The sequence below is a fragment of the Nocardia sp. NPDC057353 genome (assembly GCF_042667085.1).
In the GTDB taxonomy this organism is placed as follows: domain Bacteria; phylum Actinomycetota; class Actinomycetes; order Mycobacteriales; family Mycobacteriaceae; genus Nocardia.
On record NZ_JBHVAK010000004.1, the window covers coordinates 121,916 to 141,753 of the forward strand.

General features: G+C 72.8%; 22 protein-coding genes. 14 read left to right on the top strand and 8 right to left on the bottom strand.

All coding sequences use genetic code 11. The annotated features are described in order from the left end of the window. Positions 1-35 precede the first annotated feature (35 nt). The 7 genes from ACFUUZ_RS03550 to ACFUUZ_RS03580 all read left to right on the top strand — a co-directional run bounded on the left by ACFUUZ_RS03550 (position 36) and on the right by ACFUUZ_RS03580 (position 5,789). A complete protein-coding gene (locus ACFUUZ_RS03550; RefSeq protein WP_378692139.1) occupies positions 36-602 on the top strand; it encodes a VOC family protein in 567 nt (188 codons plus the stop codon). A 27-nt stretch (positions 603-629) separates the two neighbouring features. Continuing rightward, positions 630-1,268, top strand: coding sequence for a carboxymuconolactone decarboxylase family protein (locus ACFUUZ_RS03555; protein WP_378692141.1), 639 nt, complete (start codon positions 630-632; stop codon positions 1,266-1,268). A 130-nt stretch (positions 1,269-1,398) separates the two neighbouring features. After that, positions 1,399-1,914 carry an OsmC family protein gene (locus ACFUUZ_RS03560; protein WP_378692142.1) on the top strand — a complete coding sequence of 172 codons (516 nt, stop codon included), beginning with the start codon at positions 1,399-1,401 and terminating at the stop codon, positions 1,912-1,914. 32 nt (positions 1,915-1,946) lie between these two features. Further along, the gene (locus ACFUUZ_RS03565; protein ID WP_378692144.1) at positions 1,947-3,245 is read left to right on the top strand and encodes an O-acetylhomoserine aminocarboxypropyltransferase/cysteine synthase family protein; all 1,299 of its coding nucleotides are present in this window, start codon (positions 1,947-1,949) and stop codon (positions 3,243-3,245) included. Positions 3,246-3,391: 146 nt separating this feature from the next. Continuing rightward, the gene (locus ACFUUZ_RS03570; RefSeq protein ID WP_378692146.1) at positions 3,392-3,967 is read left to right on the top strand and encodes a CoA-binding protein; all 576 of its coding nucleotides are present in this window, start codon (positions 3,392-3,394) and stop codon (positions 3,965-3,967) included. Between the two features lie 26 nt (positions 3,968-3,993). Continuing rightward, positions 3,994-4,560, top strand: coding sequence for an OsmC family protein (locus ACFUUZ_RS03575; protein WP_378650677.1), 567 nt, complete (start codon positions 3,994-3,996; stop codon positions 4,558-4,560). Beyond that, positions 4,560-5,789 carry an NAD(P)-binding domain-containing protein gene (locus tag ACFUUZ_RS03580; protein WP_378692148.1) on the top strand — a complete coding sequence of 410 codons (1,230 nt, stop codon included), beginning with the start codon at positions 4,560-4,562 and terminating at the stop codon, positions 5,787-5,789. Before ACFUUZ_RS03575 ends, ACFUUZ_RS03580 begins: the two co-directional genes overlap by 1 nt. Here the strand turns inward: ACFUUZ_RS03580 and ACFUUZ_RS03585 are convergent. Then, positions 5,786-6,190, bottom strand: a complete 405-nt coding sequence (locus ACFUUZ_RS03585; protein ID WP_378692150.1) for a DUF3052 domain-containing protein — start codon at positions 6,188-6,190, stop codon at positions 5,786-5,788. The two genes, ACFUUZ_RS03580 and ACFUUZ_RS03585, sit on opposite strands and share 4 nt — an antisense overlap. Positions 6,191-6,282: 92 nt before the next feature. Then, entirely contained in the window at positions 6,283-8,610 is a 2,328-nt protein-coding gene (locus tag ACFUUZ_RS03590; protein ID WP_378692152.1) for an enoyl-CoA hydratase-related protein, read from the bottom strand. Positions 8,611-8,732: 122 nt separating this feature from the next. Here ACFUUZ_RS03590 and ACFUUZ_RS03595 point away from each other — a divergent pair, with 122 nt between their 5' ends. From ACFUUZ_RS03595 to ACFUUZ_RS03605, 3 genes are all read left to right on the top strand, one after another. Continuing rightward, positions 8,733-9,236: a flavin reductase family protein gene (locus ACFUUZ_RS03595; protein ID WP_378692154.1), complete on the top strand. Its 504-nt coding sequence runs from the start codon at positions 8,733-8,735 to the stop codon at positions 9,234-9,236. Between the two features lie 75 nt (positions 9,237-9,311). Then, a complete protein-coding gene (locus tag ACFUUZ_RS03600) occupies positions 9,312-10,316 on the top strand; it encodes a Rieske 2Fe-2S domain-containing protein (RefSeq protein WP_378692155.1) in 1,005 nt (334 codons plus the stop codon). After that, on the top strand, positions 10,313-11,398 hold the full coding sequence (locus ACFUUZ_RS03605; protein WP_378692157.1) for a dihydrodipicolinate reductase: 1,086 nt from the start codon (positions 10,313-10,315) through the stop codon (positions 11,396-11,398). The genes ACFUUZ_RS03600 and ACFUUZ_RS03605 overlap by 4 nt, the downstream gene beginning before the upstream one ends. Here ACFUUZ_RS03605 and ACFUUZ_RS03610 read toward each other — a convergent pair whose 3' ends face one another. Next, a complete protein-coding gene (locus ACFUUZ_RS03610; protein ID WP_378692159.1) occupies positions 11,399-13,057 on the bottom strand; it encodes a class I adenylate-forming enzyme family protein in 1,659 nt (552 codons plus the stop codon). Between the two features lie 142 nt (positions 13,058-13,199). Between ACFUUZ_RS03610 and ACFUUZ_RS03615 the strand changes: the two genes are divergently transcribed. Further along, positions 13,200-13,772 carry a TetR family transcriptional regulator gene (locus tag ACFUUZ_RS03615; RefSeq protein WP_378692161.1) on the top strand — a complete coding sequence of 191 codons (573 nt, stop codon included), beginning with the start codon at positions 13,200-13,202 and terminating at the stop codon, positions 13,770-13,772. A gap of 40 nt (positions 13,773-13,812) precedes the next feature. Beyond that, on the top strand, positions 13,813-14,802 hold the full coding sequence (locus ACFUUZ_RS03620; protein ID WP_378692163.1) for an NAD-dependent epimerase/dehydratase family protein: 990 nt from the start codon (positions 13,813-13,815) through the stop codon (positions 14,800-14,802). On the opposite strand, the gene ACFUUZ_RS03625 is transcribed toward ACFUUZ_RS03620, so the two are convergent. From ACFUUZ_RS03625 to ACFUUZ_RS03635, 3 genes are all read right to left on the bottom strand, one after another. Then, positions 14,803-15,552: an enoyl-CoA hydratase-related protein gene (locus tag ACFUUZ_RS03625; protein ID WP_378692165.1), complete on the bottom strand. Its 750-nt coding sequence runs from the start codon at positions 15,550-15,552 to the stop codon at positions 14,803-14,805. 64 nt (positions 15,553-15,616) lie between these two features. Further along, positions 15,617-16,210 carry a hypothetical protein gene (locus tag ACFUUZ_RS03630; RefSeq protein ID WP_378692167.1) on the bottom strand — a complete coding sequence of 198 codons (594 nt, stop codon included), beginning with the start codon at positions 16,208-16,210 and terminating at the stop codon, positions 15,617-15,619. Positions 16,211-16,226: 16 nt separating this feature from the next. Then, positions 16,227-16,772 (bottom strand): TetR/AcrR family transcriptional regulator, encoded by a 546-nt coding sequence (locus ACFUUZ_RS03635; RefSeq protein ID WP_378692169.1) that lies wholly within the window; start codon positions 16,770-16,772, stop codon positions 16,227-16,229. A gap of 62 nt (positions 16,773-16,834) precedes the next feature. Here ACFUUZ_RS03635 and ACFUUZ_RS03640 point away from each other — a divergent pair, with 62 nt between their 5' ends. After that, positions 16,835-17,734: an alpha/beta hydrolase family protein gene (locus ACFUUZ_RS03640; protein ID WP_378692171.1), complete on the top strand. Its 900-nt coding sequence runs from the start codon at positions 16,835-16,837 to the stop codon at positions 17,732-17,734. Positions 17,735-17,752: 18 nt separating this feature from the next. After that, positions 17,753-18,628, top strand: coding sequence for a DUF5995 family protein (locus ACFUUZ_RS03645; protein ID WP_378692173.1), 876 nt, complete (start codon positions 17,753-17,755; stop codon positions 18,626-18,628). 10 nt (positions 18,629-18,638) lie between these two features. Here the strand turns inward: ACFUUZ_RS03645 and ACFUUZ_RS03650 are convergent, their stop codons facing one another. Then, a complete protein-coding gene (locus ACFUUZ_RS03650; RefSeq protein ID WP_378692174.1) occupies positions 18,639-19,055 on the bottom strand; it encodes a hypothetical protein in 417 nt (138 codons plus the stop codon). Positions 19,056-19,135: 80 nt separating this feature from the next. Then, on the bottom strand, positions 19,136-19,786 hold the full coding sequence (locus tag ACFUUZ_RS03655) for a DUF3159 domain-containing protein (RefSeq protein WP_378692176.1): 651 nt from the start codon (positions 19,784-19,786) through the stop codon (positions 19,136-19,138). Positions 19,787-19,838 lie beyond the last annotated feature (52 nt).

Here is a 19,838-nt window from a genome sequence, read left to right on the forward strand (position 1 = left end):
ATGACATGACTGTCAAGTCAGTTGGAGGGAGCGTCATGGGAACGCCGAATACCAAGTACGAGCTACGGGGGATCAACCACCTCGCGCTGGTCTGCGCGGACATGCGCCGCACCATCGATTTCTACTCCGGCGTGCTCGGCATGCCGCTGATCAAGACCATCGAGCTCCCCGGCGACCTGGGGCAGCACTTCTTCTTCGACTGCGGCGGCGGCAACACCATCGCCTTCTTCTGGCTGGCCGACTCGCCGGACGCCGCGCCGGGGCTGGCCGCGCCCAAGGGGCTGCCGGACGAGGGCGAGCTGGCCAGCGCCGTCGGCTCGATGAACCACGTGGCCTTCGCGGTGCCGCCGGAGCAGTTCGACGAGTACTTCCGCCGCCTCGCCGCCGACGGCGTCAAGGTGAGCGCGGTCCTGAACCACGACGACAGCGCCCGCGGCGTCTCCCGCGACGTGCATCCCGGCACCTTCGTCCGCTCCTTCTACTTCCAGGACCCGGACGGCGTGCTGCTCGAATTCGCCTGCTGGACCAGGACCTTCACCGACGCCGATGTCGCGCACGAGCCGCGCACCGCCGCCGACCGCCGCACCCCGACCCCGTCCTGACCCCCTTTTCTTCCGAGAGGAATCACCGTGCCCCGTCTGCGTGAGGTGCCCCGCGCCGAAGTCACCGACGAGAAGATCCTGTTCTACTACGACCGCCTGTTCGGCCCGGATCGGGATCCCGCCGTCGACCACGGGACCGTCCACGCCACCCCGGGCGACTGGTGGACCGTCTTCGCCCAGTCGCCGGATGTCTTCCGGCACGCCGTGCGCGGCTTCGCGCTCTACCGCAACGCCCAGCTCGACCCGCTGCTGCGCGAACTCGGCCAGAGCCGGGCCGGCTACGCCAGGGGCAGCCAGTTCGTCTACTCCCAGCACTGCAAGCAGATGCGCTCGCTCGGCATGCCGGAGGAGAAGATCGCCGCCATCCCGCACTGGCAGGTGTGCACCGCCTACTCGGAGCTGGAGCGCGCGGTGCTGGCCTACACCGACGGGCTGGTGCTGGACGGCGGCCGGGTGCCGGACGGGGTCGTCGACGTCCTGAAGCAGCACCTGAGCGACCCGGAGATCCTGCAGCTCACCTACATCACCGCCATGTACGACATGCATGCCACCATCTGCCGCGCGCTGCGCCTGGAGTTCGACGACCGGCCGGAGCCGATCGAGGAGTTCCAGGTGCCGGAGGGCGTGGCGGTGCGCGACCTCTCCGCCGATCTCTCCGGCGAGTAGGGGAGCGCCTGCCCGAACGCACCGGGCCCCGTCAAGGTTTCACTCAGTCTGCGTCAATGGGTTCAAACCCCGCTCCGACGTCGGGACACTGCGAAGTACCGCAACGGCCTGGCTATCGAGGGAGTGGACGATGACCGCGAATACCGTTCTGAACAATGTCGACATCGAGGCGGTCGGCGGTCTGGTGCAGGCCATTCAGCAGGATCCGGCGAAGGCGCAGACCACCTGGGCCGCGCACGTCGCCTGGAAGGGGGCCTTCGCCTCCGAGTCGCGGGTGCGGCAGTTCGCGCCCGCCCCCTCGGACGAGCCCGCCGCGCTGGGCGGCGGTGATACCGCGGCGAACCCGGTGGAGCAGCTGCTCGGCGCGCTCGGCAACTGCCTGGCGGTCGGGTACGCCGCCAATGCCACGGTGGCGGGGATCGAGCTGAAGGACCTGAAGATCGATCTGCGCGGCGACGTGGATCTGCACGTCTTCCTGGGGCTGGCCGAGGGCCACGCGGGCTTCGACGCGATCACCGCGACGGTGACCATCGACTCCGACGCCACCCCGGAGCAGATCGCCGAGCTGCACGCCAAGGTACAGGCCAGTTCCCCGGTCGGGCACACCCTGCGCAACTCGGTTCCGGTCGATGTGCGGCTCGGCTGAGAACGCCCGTCGCTGCGGTAGGGTCGCGGCCCATGGCTGATCGTGAATACGGTTTCCGGACCAGGGCGATCCATGCGGGGAACATCCCGGACGCGGTGAGCGGTTCGCGGGCGCTGCCGATCTACCAGTCGGCGGCCTTCGTCTTCGACGACACCGCCGACGCCGCCGCCCGGTTCGCGCTGCAGAAGTACGGCAATGTCTACTCCCGGCTGGCGAACCCGACGGTCGCGAGCTTCGAGGAGCGGATCGCCAGCCTGGAGGGCGGGCTCGGCGCCGTCGCCACCGCGAGCGGCATGGGCGCGGAGTTCATCACCTTCGCCGCGCTGGCCGGGGCGGGCGACCACATCGTCGCGGGCGCGCAGCTCTACGGCGGCACGCTGACCCAGCTGGACAACACGCTGCGCCGCTTCGGCGTCGAGACCACCTTCGTCGCCGCGGACGACCCCGCGGCCTACGCCGCCGCGATCACCGACCGCACCAAGCTGGTCTTCGCCGAGACGGTCGCCAACCCGTCCGGCGGGATCGCCGACATCGAGGGGCTGGCCGACGTGGCGCACGCGGCCGGGGTGCCGCTGATCGTCGACTCGACCATTCCGACGCCGTACCTGAACCGGCCGCTGGAGTGGGGCGCCGACATCGTGATCCACTCGGCCACCAAGTTCCTCGGCGGGCACGGCACCACGCTCGGCGGCGTGGTGGTGGAGTCCGGCCGGTTCAACTGGCACAACCCGCGCTTCCCGCTCTTCGACGAGGTGGTGCCGCACTACGGCGGGCTCACCTGGAACGGCAATTTCGGCGAGTACGCCTTCCTCACCCGGCTGCGCGCCGAGCAGCTGCGCGACATCGGCCCCGCGCTGGCGCCGCAGGCCGCCTGGCAGCTGGCGCTCGGAGTGGAGACGCTGCCGCTGCGCATGCAGAACCACGTGGACAATACCCGCGCGGTCGCCGAGTGGCTGGCCGCCGACCCGCGCGTCGACTTCGTGAACTGGGCCGGGCTGCCCGCGCACCCGCACCACGAGCGCGCCGCCAAGTACCTGCCGCTCGGGCCGGGCAGCGTCTTCGGCTTCGGCGTCACGGGGGGCCGCGCGGCGGGCCGCACCTTCATCGAATCCCTCGACCTGGCCAGCCATCTCGCCAATATCGGGGACACCAAGACGCTGGTCATCCACCCGGCGTCGACCACGCACGCGCAGCTCACCGAGCAGCAGCTGGTCGAGGCCGGGGTGGCGCCGGGGCTGGTGCGGATCAGCGTCGGGCTGGAGGACGTGGACGACATCCTGCACGACCTGGACCAGGCGCTGCACGCCGCGTCGAAGGAGGTGGCGGCATGAGCGAGTCAGGCCCGGAGGCGGGAGCGCAGCGTAGCCACGGAGGGCCCTCGCTCGTGCCGAGTGGACACAGCATGAGCGAGTCAGGCCCGGAGGCGGGAGCGCGGCGTAGCCACGGAGGGCCCTCGCTCGTGCCGAGTGGAGACGGCATGAGCGATGTCGTCGAGACCCATACCGTGAACGGGCTGACGCTCTCGCTGCCCGCGGACTCGCCGCGAGCCAAGCAGCTGCACAGTGAGCGCACGTGGCTGGGGCCCTCGGCCAAGGAGCGGCTGAAGATCCTGCGCCGGGCGAAGTCCATCGCGGTGGTCGGGTTCTCCACGAACCCGGCGCGGGCGAGTTACTTCGTCGGCACCTACCTGGTGCAGTCCACCGACTACACGGTGTTCTTCATCAACCCCAACGCGGCCGGGCGCAGCGTGCTCGGCCACGAGATCCACGGCTCGCTCGCCGACCTGCCGGAGACCCCGGACGTGGTCTGCGTCTTCCGCAAGGCGAGCGACATCCCGTCGGTGGTCGACGAGGTCGCCGCGCTGACCCCGGCGCCGGTGCTCTGGGTGCAGCTCGGCATCTGGAACGAGGCCGCCGCCCGCGACGCCGAATCCCGCGGCCTGACCGTCGTGATGGACCGCTGCCTGAAGATCGAGCACGCCCGCTTCCACGGCGGGCTGCACCTGCTCGGCTTCGACACCGGCCAGATCACCGCCCGCAAGACCGTCCGCTAGTCCGCACGATTCAGGAGGTATCGCCCATGACCGGAACCGCCCCCGCTGTCGACAACGGCGTCAACGTCGAGCACCTGCTCGGCGCGCGCGCCGCGCTGGCCGACAGCCCGGAGATCGCCAAGTTCGAGTGGCGCTCGACGGTGAGCTGGGTGCGCGGCACGCACAGCCAGACCGAGGTGGAGACCTTCTACGGCCTCGGCGGCGAGCAGGCGCACACCAAGAAGTTCACCTTCGACGCCGACCACCCGCCGCAGTTCGCGGCCGAGGACAACGGCATCACCCCGGCCGAGTACGTGCTGGTGGCGCTGGGCTCCTGCCTGACCGCGGGCATCGCCTCGGTCGCGCAGCAGCGCCAGATCAAGCTGAACTCGGTGGTCGCCACCGTGCGCGCCGACTTCGACCTGCACGGCATCCTCGGCGCCGACCCCGAGGTGCGCAACGGCTTCTCCAACATCACCGTCGACTACACCATCGACGCCGACGCCTCGCCCGCCGACATCCAGGCGCTGGTCGCGCAGTCGCAGAAGCGCTCCGCGGTCTACGACGCGCTGACCAACCCGACCAATGTCGAGGTCAAGGTCAACGCGTCCTGATGCCCGCGACGACCACCGTCGTGGTCGGGGCAGGCCACAACGGCCTGGCGATCAGCCGCCACCTGGCCGCCCGCTCGATCGACCACGTGGTCCTCGAGCGCGGCCGGGTGGCGCACTCCTGGCGCACCCAGCGCTGGGATTCGCTGCGTCTGCTCACGCCCAACTGGATGACCCGGCTGCCCGGCCACGCCTACGACGGCGACGACCCCGACGGCTACCTGAGCGCCGCCGAGGTGGCGGATTTCGTCACCGGCTACGCCGCGGACTCGGCCGCCCCCGTGCGCACCGAGACCACGGTGACCGCGGTGCGCGCCACCGACGCCGGCTTCACCGTCGCCACCGACCGGGGTGACTGGTCGGCGCGCAGCGTCGTGCTCGCCGCGGGCGCGACCGTCTCGCCGCTGCCCGCGCTCGCCGCCGCGCTGCCGGACGGCATCGAATCCCTCGCCGCGCTCGACTACCGGAATCCCGAGCAGCTGCCCGAGGGCGGCGTGCTCGTGGTCGGCGGCGCGGCGAGCGGCGTGCAGATCGCCGCGGAGATCCACCGCTCCGGGCGCCCGGTCACGCTCGCCACCGGCGAGCACGTCCGGGTGCCGCGGCGCTACCGGGACCGCGACATCCTCTGGTGGCTGGAGGAGATCGGGCTGCTGGACGAGCGCTTCGACCGGATCGACGACCTGGTGCGCGCCCGCAACCTGGCCTCGTTCCAGCTGGTCGGCGGCGGCTGCACGGTCGACTTCAACGCGCTGCAGGAGCAGGGCATCCGGCTGGTCGGCAAGCTGGCCGGGATCCGGGACGGGAAGGCACAGTTCTCCGGCTCGCTGCGCAATGTGGTGACGCTGGCCGACCTGAAGCTGAACCGCCTGCTGGACAGCATCGACGCGCACGCGGGCGGCACCGGCGAGCGGCCGGAGCCGACCCGGGTGCCGGACGCGCCGCTGCTGCTCGACCTGACCCGCGGCGAGATCCGCTCGGTGGTGTGGGCGACCGGCATCAAGCCGGACCACTCCTGGCTGGAGGTGCCCGCCTTCGACCCGCGCGGGCGGCTGCGGCACCACGGCGGCGTGGTGGACTGGCCCGGGCTCTACGTCACCGGGCTGCCGGTGCTGCGGCGCAGGCGCTCCACCTACATCGCGGGCTCGGACGCCGATGCCGCCGAACTGACCGCGCACCTCGCGGAGCACCTCGGCGGCGCCGACCCGCAGCAGCAGCCGATCGAGGCGTCCTAGCGCTTCGGGGCGACCAGCTTGGCCCCGGACCAGTCCGGCGCGACCGTGGCCGAGCTGGTCTGCGACAGCCCCGCGGTGCGCGCGGCGTCGGCGATGTCGCTGGGCTCGACGTAGCCGTCCCGCCCGGTCTTGGGGGTGAGCAGCCACAGCGTGCCGCCGCCCGCCAGGAAGCCGATGGCGTCGACCAGGATGTCGGTGAGGTCGCCGTCGTCGTCGCGGTACCAGAGCACGACGCCGTCGGCGACGTCCTCGTAGTCCTCGTCGACCAGCTCGGAGCCGATTCTGGTCTCGAGCGCCTGGCGCAGGTCGTCGTCGACGTCCTCGTCGTACCCGATCTCCAGGACGACCTGGCCCGCCCCGAACCCGAGCCGGTCCGCCGGGCTGGTGGAAACCTCCGCCACGTGATTGCTTCCTTTCATTCCGGAGTCGATCCGAACCGTAGACCGTCGATCGGCGTTCCCGTCCGATTCCGGTCCCGCCGGAGTGTCGGGGCTCATTCGAGCCGCCAGTTCGGCTGTCGCCCTTGGCGGTACGCCGCGAAACCCTCGGTCGGGTCGGGGGCGGCGAGAACCACGTCGGCGAGCGCGGCGGCGTGCCGGTCGGTGCCGCCCGGCTCCGCCTCGGCCGCGCGCAGGAAGGTCAGCGCGGCGCGCAGCGCGAGGGGGGAGCGGGCGACGATGTCGGCGGCCACCTCGCGGGCCACGTCGAGCGCCTTGCCGTGCGGGGCGGTGCGCGCGATCAACCCCGCGGCCAGCGCCTCCGGCGCGGTCAGGCGCCTGCCGGTGAGGATCAGGTCGCGGGCCAGCGCCGGGCCCGCGAGCCGTGGCAGCGCCTCCAGCAGGCCGAGCGCGGGCGGCAGCCCCACCGCGGGGTCGGGCACCGCGAAGCTCGCCGCCTCGTCGGCGACCACCAGGTCGCAGCCGAGCGCGAGCGCGAGCCCGGCGCCGTCGGCGCGTCCGGAGACGGCGGCAACGACCGGCTTGGCGCCGTGCGCGTCCGGGCGGCCGTTCCACACCCGGCGCGACTGCAGCAGCAGGACCAGCGGCGAGCCCGCGGCGGCGGGGTCCACCCCGAGGGAGAAGTCGTCGCCGCCGGTGACGACGGCGGCCCACAGCTCGGGGTCGCGCTGGTACCCGGCGAGGACGTGGTCGAGGTCGCGCAGCACCTCGGCGTCGAGGTTCGGGCGGTCGAGCACGATCTCCAGCACCCGTCCGGCTGTGGTCACCGTGAGGTGTGGCGTATCGCGCGGCGGCGCGGCCGGTTTCGGCTCCGGGCGGGTCACGGTGACGCGGTTGCCCGCGTCCGTGGAGCGCACGTACACCCGGTGCCCCGCGGGCTGCTCGGCATCGGTGAGCAGGGCCGTGCTCGCGGCGTCGGCGGTGGTGGCGAGGAAGCGGCGGCCGTCATCGAGCCTGCCGATCACGATGCCGCTCGGGGTGCCGTCCCGGCCGTAGCTCGCCGTCCAGGATTCGACGGTGCCCCAGCCGTCGGCGCGGTGCACCACCGGCACCGCGGGCACGGCGTCCAGCTCGGCCTGCGGGCCCGCCATGGAGGCGTCCGGGAAGGGGGCGGGCGTGGTGGAGTAGACGCCGACCGAGTGCTTGCTGAGCACGCCGCCGTTCGCCGCGACCAGCCCGTACCCGCCGGGGGTGCGGCGCAGCCGGGTGACGATCTCGGCGATGGCGTGCGCGCTGTAGTTGTTGCCCGCGCCGCCGAAGAACGGGAGCCCGCCGGTGACGGTGAGCCCGCGCGGGTCGGCGGGGTCGAGCCCGAGCCCGTCGCAGAGGTTGAAGACCGCGATCGGGAAGCAGCTGTACAGGTCGAGCACGGCGACGTCGTCCAGGCCGATCCCGGCCAGGTCGAGAGCGTGCCGCACCGCGGCCACCGCCGCCGGGCTGCGGTCGAGCGCGGGGCGCTCCAGCAGCCCGCGCTCGGTGAGGTCCGCCCAGCCGTGCAGGTAGACCCGCTGCTCCGCCGGGATGCCGAGCCGGTCCGCGTGCTCAGCGGTGGTGACCAGCACCGCCGCCGCCTGGTTCACCTGGTCCCGCGCCACCACGAAGCGGGTGTAGACATCGGTGATCGCGCGGTTGCGCGCGTCCACCGCGGTCAGCTCGGCGGCGCCGCGCTCGACCGGGGCGGCCGCGTGCGGGTTGCCCGCGGCCACCGCGGTGAAGGGGGCGAAGAGCTCGCCGACGGCGCGGGCGTACGCCGCGCGGGAGGCGCCGAGCCTGCTGCGCCTGGCGTTCTCCATGGCCGAGTAGACCAGCGTCGGCTCCACGAACCCGTGCTGGGCGGCGTAGGCCGGGGTGAGGCCGGTGAGGCGGTAGCCGCGGTCCTCCAGGCTGCCCGCGTGCCGCTCGGTGTAGTCGGGGTGCTGGTCGCGGGGGAGCCCGGCCAGGTGCCGCACGGTGGAGATGGTCTCCGCGCCGAAGACCAGCGCGGTCTCGCCGCGGCCCGCCGCGAGGTCCCGGCACAGCTCGGTGAGCAGCTGCTGCGGGCTCTGCCCGCCGGTCGGGCCGAGGATGGCGCGGGCCGGGTCGGCGCCGACCCTGGCGGCGACGGCGCGCGGCACGTTGTCCGGGGCGCCGAGCGCGGGCACCGCGTACGGGCTGGCCACGTCGAAGGCGCGCACGGCGGCGACGGTGTCGATGCTCGCCGCGGGCACGCCCGCCTCGGTGAGCGCCGCGCGCACCGCGTCGGCGGCCAGGTCGGCGGCGGAGAGCGCGCGGTACCCGTCGGTGCCGATCCGCTCCGACGCCTGGCCGACACCGACGATCACCGGCGTGCGCGGCGGCACCGCTTCGTGGAGGCTCTCCGGCACTGCCCTGCCCTTCCTTCGCGAGACGAACGAACCGATTATCGCGTGTGCCGTCGGAGCGGAGCAGACCGGGCGTCCGGTAGGGGCCCCTTGGCTTCTGATATATCAGATGTTACATTCAGACCATGCAGCAGCAGTTCCGTGCCCCGGCCGATGCCGACGGATTGCGTCGCGCCTTCGGGGCCTTCCCCAGCGGCGTGGTCGCGGTCTGCGCCGAGATCGACGGTGTCCCGGTGGGATTGGCGGTGAGCAGCTTCGTCCCGGTGTCGCTGGACCCGCCGCTGGTCTCCTTCTGCGTCCAGCTCGGCTCGGCCACCTGGCCGGTGCTGCGCCGCTCCGGCAAGCTCGGGCTCAGCCTGCTCGGCACCGGGCAGCGCGAGGCGGCCCGCACCCTCGGCACCCGCGCGGGCGACCGCTTCGCGGGGGTCGGCGTGCGCCGCGGCGAGGCGGGCGCGGTCTTCGTCGAGGGGTCGGCGGCGTGGATCGAGGGCGTGCTGGAGACCGTGGTGCCCGCGGGTGACCACGAGGTCGCGCTGGTCCGGATCGAGCGGATCGCCACCGAGGACGGCGCGGAGCCGCTCATCTTCCACGGCAGCCGATTCCGGCAGCTGCTGACCGAGCAGCTCTGAACCCCGCCCAACCGGTACCCGTTTTTCACAGAAGCCTCTACGATCGAAGCGTCACCGAGCACGCGGAGGATCGAGATGGCGAAGCCACCCCTGTCGATGGAGCCGACGGGCTGGTTCCAGGTGGCCTGGTGCTCGGAAATCACGGTCGGCGCGGTGCACACCATGAAGTACTTCGGCCGCGAGCTGGTGGCCTGGCGCTCGGCTGCCGGGCGGGTCGCGGTCTTCGACGCCTACTGCGAGCACCTCGGCGCACACCTCGGGTACGGCGGCCACGTCGAGGGCGAGAACCTGGTCTGCCCGTTCCACGGCTGGGAGTGGAGCCGCGAGGGGCGCAATGTCTGCATCCCCTACGAGAGCCACCCGAACCGGGGCCGCCGAATCCGCAGCTACCCGACGGTGGAGCGCAACGAGGCCGTCTGGATCTGGTACGACGTCGACGGCCGCGCACCGTACTTCGAGGTCCCGGACATCTTCACCGCGTTCGGCGACGGGAAGACCGCCGCCGACTACTACCCGCCGGTGCCCGGCGCCACCCTGTTCCGGCAGGGGCTGGAGCTGCACCCGCAGTACATCATGGAGAACGGCGTCGATTTCGCGCACTTCAAGTTCGTGCACAAGACGCCGTTCGTCCCCGAATTCACCAGGCACGACTTCTCCGGCCCGGTCTCCTACGTCGACTTCACCATCGACTTCGACCCCGACGCGCGCGCGGGCGAGGCGAACAGCGGGGTCGAGTCCATCAACGCCGGGCTCGGCTGCTCGATCACCAAGAGCTGGGGGATGGTGGACAACCGCACCATGCCCGCGGTCACCCCGGTCGACGATTCCACCTCGGACGTGCGCTTCACCGTGTGGATCGGGCGCAAACCCGGGGACGACCGCCCCGAACTCGGCCGCTACGGAAAGACCATGGCCGACTACGTGATCGAGCAGTTCGCCGCCGACGTGCACATCTGGGCGCACCAGCGCTACTCCGACCCGCCCGCGCTCTCGCGCAAGGAGTACTCCGGCTTCACCGCGCTGCGCGCGTGGGCGCAGCAGTTCTACCCCGCCACCTCCCTTTCGAAAGGCACGCCATGAGCACCACCGACAAGGTCAGGGTCTTCCAGGTCGCCACCGGCAATCTCGGCTCCGAGCTGATCGGGCGCATCCGCGAGCACCCCGACCTGGAACTGGTCGGGCTGCACTGCTACTCGCCGGAGAAGGTCGGCCGGGACGCGGGCGAGATCGTCGGCATCGGCCCGATCGGGGTGGTCGCCACCGGCACGGTCGAGGAGATCATCGCCGCGCGGCCCGACGTGCTCACCTTCCACGGCGTCTTCCCGGACGAGGAGCTCTACGTTCGGGTGCTGGAGGCCGGGATCGACGTGGTGACCACCGCGGACTGGATCACCGGCTTCCACCGCGACCGGAATCACCCGCATCCGTCCGGGCGGAAGGTCAGCGAGGTCATCCAGGCCGCCTGCGAGCGCGGCGGCGCCACCTTCTACGGCACCGGCATGAACCCGGGGCTGTGTCAGATCCTCGGCATCGTGCACAGCGCCGACGTCGCCGAGATCGAGAACGTGACCGTCACCGAATCGGTCGACGTCTCCTGCCACCACTCGGTCGACACCTGGAAGGCGGTCGGCTACGGCCTGCCCGCCGACGACCCGTCCATCCCGGACTCGCTCTACAAGTACACCGCGGTCTTCGCCGACTCCGTCTACCTCATGGCCGACGCCTTCGACCTCGAGCTCGACGAGGTCACCTTCTCCTACCAGCTCGGCGCCTGCACCAAGGACGTCGACCTGGGCTGGTACAGGTTGCCGAAGGGGTCGCTGGGCGGCAGCTACATCAAGTACCAGGGGCTGGTGGACGGGGTGCCGCGGGTGGAGTCGCACCTGGAGTGGCAGATGACCCCGCACACCGACCCGTCCTGGGATATCAAGGGCTGCTACATCACCCAGGTCACCGGCGACCCGAGCGTCTACAGCAAGCACATGATCTTCCCGAAGCCCGGCGTCGACCTCGCCGACCCGGCCTCCTTCGCCAAGATCGGCATGACCGTCACCGGGCTGCCCGCGCTGAACGCCATCCGCTCGGTCGTCGCGGCCGGGCCCGGCATCATCACCAGCGCCGACCTGCCGCTGCGCAGCTTCGCGGGCCGCTTCCGGCTCTGATCAGCGCGCCGCGTAGCGCCGCCGGAGCTCGCGCTTGAGCAGCTTGCCGGTGGCGTTGCGCGGCAGCGGGCTCTGGTCGAAGAGCACCTCGGACGGGACCTTGTACTCCGGCAGCGTGCGCCGGGCCAGCTCGCGCACCTGCTCGGCGTCGAGCTCGACCCCCGGCTCCAGGGTGACCGCGACGACCACCCGCTCGCCGCGCCGCTCGTCCGGGACGCCGAAGGCGGCGACCTCGGTGAAGGCGTCGCCCGCCATGAGCGCGGCCTCCACCTCGGTGCAGGCGATGTTCTCCCCGGCCGAGATGACGATGTCCTTGCTCCGGTCCACCAGGTACACCAGGCCGTGCTCGTCCAGGTAGCCGAGGTCGCCGGTGCGCAACCAGCCGTGCTGCGGCTCGGCGCCGACGTACCCGGCCATCACCAGCCCGCCGCGCAGCTCCAGCTCGCCCACCGTCCCGACCGGCACCTCGGCGCCGTCCGCGTCGACCACCCTGACCTGCATGGTCGGGCTCATCGGGCCCGCCGTCTCCGGGAACTCGCCGAGCAGGGCGCCGCCCGCGGTGCAGACGCTGCCCGCGGTCTCGGTCATGCCCCAGCCCGCGCTGCGCTGCGCGACGGGCAGGGTGGCGGCGATCCGGGCGGTGAGGTTGGGCGGGGTGGCCTGGCCGCCCGGGGTCAGGTTCACCAGCGAGCCGAGCTTCTCCCGCACGCCGTCGACCCTGAGCAGTTCGTCCACGGTCATGGGCGGGCCGGACATCATGGTGAGCCGGTGGTCGTGGATCAGCCCGGCCGCGACCTCGGGATCCCACCGGGTCATGGTGGCGACCGCGCCGCCGGTCCCGAGCGCCGAGAAGAGCCCGGCCAGCCCGGAGACGTGGAACAGCGGAAAGATCAGCAGCGTCGAGACCGGCGGCACCAGGCCGCGCAGCTCCTCGAGCGGGATCCCATAGCGGTGCGCGGCGATCCGCAGGTTGCACTCGGTCACGTAGCGCATGTTCAGCACCACGTGGGTGATATTGCGGTGCGTGAGCCGCACGCCCTTGGCCCGGCCGGAGGTGCCCGAGGTGAACAGGATCAGGCACTCGGCCTCCGGCCGCACCGGGTGCTCTGGCCCGTCGGCGGCGTCGGCGAGGAGCGCGTCGAGCTCGGCGGTGCCGAGCAGGGCGGTGCCGAGGGCGATGCCGCGCAGCAGCGTCATCCTGGCCGGGTCCGCGATGATCACCGGGCTCGGCACGTCGTCGAGCGCGGCCGCCAGCTCGGCGGTGCTTCCCCTGCTGTTGTAGAGCACCGCGACGGCGCCGAGCCGGGCGACGGCGAAGAGCGCGACCAGGTAGGACGGCTGGTTCGCCATGGCGATGCCGACCCGGTCGCCCGCGCCGATCCCGTGCCGCCGGTGCAGCAGCCCGGCCAGTCTCCGCGCGCGGTCGAAGACCTCGGCGTAGGTGTGGGTCTCGGCGCCGACGGTCAGGGTGTTCCCGGCGAACCGGTGCTCGATCCCGGTGAGGATCTCGGCGAGGTCGCGCGCGCCGTGCCGGTAGGTCCGCACCGGGTGCCCGGCGATCTCGACCTCGGTGATCTCGAAGGGTGCGCCGGGCGCGGTGAGTTCGCGCTCGATCGCGCGGACCACGTCGATGATCGCTGGGGACTCCGGTTCGGCCATCATTCGCACCCTTCGGTCGCGGCGGGAACCCCAAAATAGAACAAGTTCCGAGATTGTGTGGACAGTTGTCCATACTGATGTCCATGCGCCGGGTCGCGCGGTGCGGACGGCGGCGGTGGGCGCTGTAGTAGCGTTCGGGATCGTGTCCGACCCCGCTCCGGCCGAATCGGCCCGCCGCCGCCTCACCGGCAAGCGGGCCGAGACGGTGCAGCGGCTGGCGAGCGCCGCCATCGCGACGCTGCGCACCGTGCGGTACCCGGAGCTGACGCTGCCCATGGTGGCCGCCGCGGCCGGGGTGGCGCGGGCGACCGCGTACACCTACTTCTCCTCCCGCGAGCACCTCATTGCCGAGGTGTACTGGCGGCGGCTCACCGCGGGCACCCCCGAGGGCGCGGACTCGCCGGACGTGCTGGTCCGAGTGGTCGGGGTGCTGCGCTACCTCGCCCTGGTGGCCGCCGACGAACCCGCCTTCGGGCACGCCGTCTCCGCCGCACTGCACAGCTCCGACCCCGACGTCGAGCTGCTGCGCACCGAAATCGGCAAACACATCCACCGGCTGATCGCCGCCGCCGTCGGCCCCGACGGCGACGCGCAGACCGTGTTCCTGCTGGAGCTGCTCTACACCGGCGGCATCATGCGCGCCGGGATCGGCGGTGCGCCCTACCCGGAGGTCGCCGACCAGCTGGAGGCGGCGGTGCCGCGGCTCTTCCGCTGATTGTTGACTCCTGTCTGGACAGTCATCTAGTTTCGGGGGCATGAGCGGTACCAGCGTCGTCTTCGGCGCGAGCGGTTTCCTCGGTGCGCAGGTCACCCGGGCGCTGGCCGCGCGCGGCGAGCGGGTCCGGGCGGTGGTGCGGCCGACGAGTTCACTGCGGGCGCTGGCGGGCGTCGATGCCGAGATCGTGCACGGCGACCTCGACGACCCGGAGTCGGTGCGCGCGGCGATGGCGGGCTGTGCCGACGTCTACCACTGCGTGGTGGACGCCCGTCCCTGGCTGCGCGACCCGGCGCCGCTGTACCGGACCAATGTCGAATCGCTGCGCACGGTGCTCGAGGTCGCGGCCGCGGCCGGGCTGCGGCGCTTCGTCTTCACCTCGACGGTCGCCACGCTGCCCGTCGAGGGCGCGCCCGTCGACGAGGACTCCGGGCCGCACAACTGGCTGCGCCGGGGTGGGGACTACGTCCGCTCCCGGGTGCTGGCCGAGGAGCTGGTGCTCGGGTACGCGCGCGAGCGCGGGCTGCCCGCGGTGGCGATGTGCGTCGCCAATACGTACGGCCCCGGCGACTACCTGCCCACCCCGCACGGGGCCTTCGTCGCCATGGCGGCGCGCGGGAAGTTGCCGCTGTACGTGCGCGGGGCGGGCGCCGAGGTGGTCGATATCCGGGACGCCGCCGCGGCGCTGGTCCTGGCGGCGGAGCGCGGCAGGCCGGGGGAGCGCTACATCGTCTCGGCCGGGTGGCGCGCTACCCGCGACCTGCACGACCTCGCCGCGCGCACCACCGGCGCCCCGCCCGCCCGCTACGGCATCCCGCGCGCGGTGCTCCCGGTGGCGGGGCTGCTCGGCGAGGTCACGGCCCTGGTCACCCGGAGGGACGTGCGGGTGACCAGGGTCAGCATGCGGCTCATGCACACCATGACCCCGCTCGACCACGGCAAGGCCGTGCGCGAACTCGGCTGGGCCCCGCGGCCGATCGAGGAGACCGTCGCCGACGCGGCCCGCTTCTTCACCCGGCCGCGCCGGTAGTCACCGGCCGGTCCAGCGCGGGGTGCGCTTCTCGAAGAAGGCGCCGAGCCCCTCGCCCAGGTCGGCCGAGCGCAGCAGCTCGGCGTGCGTGCCGTGCGAGAGCTCCCAGAGCGCGGACTCGTCGCCGTGCACGGCGGTGTTCGCGATGCGGAGGGCGCCGCGCACGGCGAGCGGCGCGTTGGCGCAGACCCGCTCGGCCAGCTCCAGTGCGCCGGTCAGGGCGGCGCCCGGTTCGGTGAGCCGGTTCACGAAGCCGAGGCGCTCGGCCCTGGCGGCGTCGATGTCGTCGCCGGTGAGCAGGAGTTCGCGGGCAACGGCGGGCGGCAGCGCCCTGGTGATGCGGAAGGCGCCGCCGAAGTCCGGCATGAGCCCGCGCTTCGGCTCCGGCAGCCCGAACCTGGCGTCGGTGGCGGCGACCACCAGGTCGCAGCAGAGCACCAGCTCCAGCCCGCCGCCGAGCGCGAAGCCCTCGACCGCGGCGATCAGCGGTTTGGTCCGCTCCCTGGTGATGATCCCGGCGATGCCGCCGCGCGGGGTTGGCTCACCGGGGCCCGCTGCCAGGTCGGCGCCTGCCGAGAAGAAGCGCGGGCCGCCGGTCAGGACGGCGCACCACTGCTCGGGATCGTCCTCGAACTCGTTGAGCGCGGCGTCGATTCCCGCGGTGATGCTCGCGTCGATGGCATTGCGCTTCGCCTCGCGGCGCAGCGTGATGACGGTGATCCGGCCCCGCTTCGTGCTCTCGACCGTCATCGCTGCTCCCTCGGCTCGGTTCCCGGACATTCGACTGGACGCTAGTCCATCGCGGGTGCGAGCGTCAGTGCGACCCGGCGCCCTGCCGCGGGTGCATGGTGGCCAGCAGCCCGACCTCCGGCGCGACCGCGCCGTCCTGGCCGAGCGCCAGGAAGTCGGCGGTGACCGTGGCCGGGCCCAGCACGCCCGCGCGCACCGCGTGGTAGCGCACCAGCGACCAGACGAAGGTGTCCAGGTCGTCGAAGCGGGTGCCGCCCTCCAGCACCTCCTCCTCGTGGAACCAGACCGCCACCTGCCCGCTGCGGAGCACCGTGTACAGGTTGCCGCCGCCGTCCGCCCCGACGGTGTAGACGTCGTCGTCGGCCACCTCGGTGCGGTAGTCGCTGTCCAGCAGCCCGCAGTCGTTGGCCGCGAAGCCGAAGCCGTAGGACCAATCGGCGATGTCCAGGATGTCCGGCAGCGTGCCCGCCCGCACCCTGCGGTCGTAGCCGGCCAGCGCGGCGGCGTCGGCGGGCGCGAGCCGGGCCAGGAACGGCTCGACCGGCCGCACCTCCGCCGGGTCGATCACGGCGCGCGGCCGGTCGCCGAACCAGCGTTCCAGGTCGGCATCGAGGTCCCGCTCGATGTAACCGCTGAGCTCTTCCTTGGTTATCGCCACCGGCGGATCGTAGCGCTCACAACCCGGCCAGGAAATCCGCGGCGGCGGCGTGGATTCGGGCCGGATCGCCGCCGCCGAGCAGGTCGAGCAGCAGGCCGCGCAGCGTCGCGATCACCAGCGTCGCGCGCCGGGCCGCCACCTCGGGATCGATGTCGGGGCCCTGTGCCGCGCAGAACGCGGCCGTGAGCTCGGCGCCCGCCTGCGCCAGGAACTCGGCATTGGCCGCCGGGGCCTGCACCGCGCTGCCGTAGACCGCGAAGAAGAGCCGAAAGACGCGGTGCCGCGCCGGATCCGCGCTGTGCTCCCAGACCGCGCGGGCGGCCGCGGCGAGATCCGGGTACGCGCCCGGCGCCGGGGCGACGCGCTCGCGCAGCCGCCCGAGGATGGCGGCGAGCAGCTGCTCCCTGCTGCCGAAGTGGTGCACCAGGGTGGTGGGGGAGACGCCGAGCGCGGCGGCCATCGGGCGCAGCGAGAGCTCGGCGAAGCCCCGCTCGGCGGCGTGGTCCACCGCCGCGTCGAGCAGCTCCGCGCGCCGCCGGTGGTCGATCGGCCGCCCGGCCATGCTGCCTCCCGCTCGGATTACTTGTACAGTCGTTCTAGGAATTGTAGCCGAGAGGGGTCACGATGGTGAGTGTGGAGACGGCGCCGGTGGTGTCGGTGGACCCGGTGCCGCTGCCCGCGCCGGGGCGCGGCGCCGACCTGCGGGTCCGGGTGTCGGCGCCGGTGCGCGGGGCGGAACTGCCGATCATCCTGTTCGCGCACGGGTTCGGGTCGTCCGGGCGGGCCTACGGGCCGCTCGCCGACCACTGGGCCGCGGCCGGTTTCGTGGTGCTGCAACCCACCTTCCGCGACTCCCGCACCCTCGGCCCGATCCCGGACGACCCGCTGCTCTGGCGCTACCGGGTCGAGGACATGCTGCGCGTCCTCGACAACCTGGAGGCGGTCGCCGCCGCCGTGCCCGGCCTCCCCGGTCGGCTCGACCCCGAGCGCATCGCCGCCGCCGGCCACTCCTTCGGCGGCCAGACCGCCGGTGTGCTGCTCGGCCTCCGCGTCCTCGACCCCGCCACCGGCGACGGCGCCGACCTCGCCGATGAGCGGGTCAGGGCCGGTGTCCTGCTCGCCACCGCGGGCCGCGGCGGCGCCGACCTAAATCCCGCTGCGGCAGCCAGGTTCCCGTGGCTCAACCCGGACTTCTCCCACCTGACCGCGCCCGTCCTCGTGGTCGCGGGCGATGCCGACTCCAGCTCGCTCACCACCCGCGGCCCGGACTGGCTCACCGACCCCTACCACCTGAGCCCCGGCGCCCGCGCCCTGCTCACCCTGCCCGGCGCCGAGCACTCGCTGGGCGGGATCCCCGGCTACGACGCCGCCGAGACCACCGACGCCGACCCGGCCCGGGTGCGCGCCGTCCAGACCCTCAGCACCGCCTTCCTGCGCAGCGCCCTCCATCCCGGGAATCCGGAGTGGGAACAGGCGCGCGCCGCGTTCGCCGACCCGGCGCTCGGTCGGATCGAGATCAAATGAGCCGGTAGCGTCGAGGCCATGATCGGCCGAATGCTCCTGCTCGTCCTGTCCGCGCTCTGCACCACGATCGTCGCCGCGCCCTCGGCGGCGGCCGCGCCGGAGGCGGTGTGCGGCACGGCGCCGAGCGCGGCCGAGCACGCCGACCTGGTGGCCTGGTCGGACACCGCGACGCTGGCCGGATCGCCGATGGAGCGGTTGGAGGCGGCGGTCGACCGGCACCACCGGATCACCGGAACGCTGGTGCGGCACGGGGATCGGCGCGGCGTCTTCGCGCTCGGGCTGGACGCCGTCGAGCAGCAGGCGGTCATGCCGCTGCAGCGCGACCCCGCTTCCTTCGCGGACCCGGACTGGGCGCACCGGATCAGCCTCGACCTGCTCTCCCGCTTCCTGGACAACCTGCACGCCGAGCTCACCGGCGGGGCCGTCGAACCGCAGTGGGCGCACTACTTCGCGCTCACCGGGCAGTGCGAGCTCTCCGCCGCCAGGGTCGCCATGGCGGGGTACAACGCGCACCTCGCGGTCGATCTCGCGTACGCCGTCGCGGCCACCGGCGCGACCGAGGCGAACGCGGGCGACCACTTCCTGATCGTGGACACCATCGCCAGGCACGGCTCGCTCATCGTGGACGGCACCCGCGACGTCTACGGCGGCGACCTCGGCCCGCTCTGGCGCTTCTACTTCGTCGGGGAGGGGCTGGATCGGGTGGTCGGCGCGGGCGTGGGCAGCGGTGCCCTGCTGCGCGCCGCGGACGCGGGCGCCAATGTCCTGATCTTCGCCAACGGCCTCGCGCTGCAGGACCCGGCGACCGCGCCCGCGGCGCGCGCCGAGATCGACGCGCTCTGGCGGGCCGACGACGCCGCCTTCGAGGTGCTGACCCGGCTGGGCGGGCTCTGAGCGGCTCCGCTCACTCCCCGCGGTGCGGGTCCAGGGTCCAGCGGAGTTCCTCGTCGCCGTACTCGGTGATCTCGCTGAGCCGCCGACCGCCTGCGAGAATGCCCGCCCGGTCGACCTCGACGCGCGGGCAGCCGAGGCCGTCCAGGTGCGGGCACCAGCGGCGGGCGATGCGCAGGCAGGTCTCGTGCAGTGCCGCGTCGCCGAGCACCCAGTCGCCGGCCTCGACGATCACCCAGGCGCGCTCCGGCAGCGGGTCGCCGCAGACCTGGCACAGCCATTCGGCCTGGCAGCGCCGCAGGCGGTCGGTGTCGACGCACTTCCAGTCGGCGGCGCCCCACCAGACGGGGGTGATCCACGGGACCGGCAGCCCCTCGATCCGGCGCCGGGGCAGCCCCGGCTCGGACCACGGCGCCGATGCGGCTTCCACGAACTCGTCATCCTCTCGTCGCGCCGGACGGCGGAAGCGTCCACGCTACCAGCGTCCGCGAGGTGTGAGTCCGGGCGGTGTCAGACGGGTCGTCCGATCAGCCGCCGGGTGGAGCGGCGGAATGCCCAGAAGACCACGACCAGGGCGAGCGCGAGCAGCGGGATGCCCATGGTGATCCGGGCGAAGGCCAGCCAGCCGGTGGCCTCGTCCTCGTACAGCCGGTACTGGACCAGGAAGCGGGAGCCGAAGAGCAGCAGCAGCGTCGCGGTGGCGAGGTCGTGGCCGCGCAGCACCGCGCGGTCGTCGCGCCAGCGGAATTTTTTGCCGTGCAGCAGGTTCCAGAGCATTCCGGTGAGGGGGCGGCGGATCAGCAGCGTGCAGGCGGCGGTGACGGCTCCGGCCAGGCTGGCGGCGATGCCGATCAGGAAGAAGTCCCGGCCCGAGCCGGTCCAGGCGGTGACCGCCGAGGCCGCTGCCACTCCGGTGACTCCGGCGAACGCGGCGGCGTAGGTTTCCCCGCGCACCCGCCGGACCACCCCGATCAGCAGCGCCGCGGCGAGCGCGACGGTGATCGAGGCGGTCAGCGGGACAACGGCGTTCGCCACGGTGAAGACGACCACCGGGACGGTCGTGTAGACCATGCCCGCGGGCCCGCCGAGCTGATCCAGAACGGGGTGGCGCGGGGTGGTCGGAGGCGTGGTCTCGGGTTCGGTGACGGTGCACGCGGTCATGTCGTTCCTCTCGGTCGAGCGGTACGACACGCAGTCTCGGCCGTGCCGCAGC

Excerpts from the sequence above, each read along its gene's own strand:
- ACFUUZ_RS03550 (WP_378692139.1), top strand. The coding sequence starts at position 36 with ATGGGAACGCCGAATACCAAGTACGAGCTACGGGGGATCAACCACCTC.
- ACFUUZ_RS03560 (WP_378692142.1), top strand. The coding sequence starts at position 1,399 with ATGACCGCGAATACCGTTCTGAACAATGTCGACATCGAGGCGGTCGGC.
- ACFUUZ_RS03565 (WP_378692144.1), top strand. The coding sequence starts at position 1,947 with ATGGCTGATCGTGAATACGGTTTCCGGACCAGGGCGATCCATGCGGGG.
- ACFUUZ_RS03570 (WP_378692146.1), top strand. The coding sequence starts at position 3,392 with ATGAGCGATGTCGTCGAGACCCATACCGTGAACGGGCTGACGCTCTCG.
- ACFUUZ_RS03575 (WP_378650677.1), top strand. The coding sequence starts at position 3,994 with ATGACCGGAACCGCCCCCGCTGTCGACAACGGCGTCAACGTCGAGCAC.
- ACFUUZ_RS03580 (WP_378692148.1), top strand. The coding sequence starts at position 4,560 with ATGCCCGCGACGACCACCGTCGTGGTCGGGGCAGGCCACAACGGCCTG.
- ACFUUZ_RS03595 (WP_378692154.1), top strand. The coding sequence starts at position 8,733 with ATGCAGCAGCAGTTCCGTGCCCCGGCCGATGCCGACGGATTGCGTCGC.
- ACFUUZ_RS03600 (WP_378692155.1), top strand. The coding sequence starts at position 9,312 with ATGGCGAAGCCACCCCTGTCGATGGAGCCGACGGGCTGGTTCCAGGTG.
- ACFUUZ_RS03605 (WP_378692157.1), top strand. The coding sequence starts at position 10,313 with ATGAGCACCACCGACAAGGTCAGGGTCTTCCAGGTCGCCACCGGCAAT.
- ACFUUZ_RS03610 (WP_378692159.1), bottom strand. The coding sequence starts at position 13,057 with ATGGCCGAACCGGAGTCCCCAGCGATCATCGACGTGGTCCGCGCGATC.
- ACFUUZ_RS03620 (WP_378692163.1), top strand. The coding sequence starts at position 13,813 with ATGAGCGGTACCAGCGTCGTCTTCGGCGCGAGCGGTTTCCTCGGTGCG.
- ACFUUZ_RS03625 (WP_378692165.1), bottom strand. The coding sequence starts at position 15,552 with ATGACGGTCGAGAGCACGAAGCGGGGCCGGATCACCGTCATCACGCTG.
- ACFUUZ_RS03635 (WP_378692169.1), bottom strand. The coding sequence starts at position 16,772 with ATGGCCGGGCGGCCGATCGACCACCGGCGGCGCGCGGAGCTGCTCGAC.
- ACFUUZ_RS03640 (WP_378692171.1), top strand. The coding sequence starts at position 16,835 with ATGGTGAGTGTGGAGACGGCGCCGGTGGTGTCGGTGGACCCGGTGCCG.
- ACFUUZ_RS03645 (WP_378692173.1), top strand. The coding sequence starts at position 17,753 with ATGATCGGCCGAATGCTCCTGCTCGTCCTGTCCGCGCTCTGCACCACG.
- ACFUUZ_RS03655 (WP_378692176.1), bottom strand. The coding sequence starts at position 19,786 with ATGACCGCGTGCACCGTCACCGAACCCGAGACCACGCCTCCGACCACC.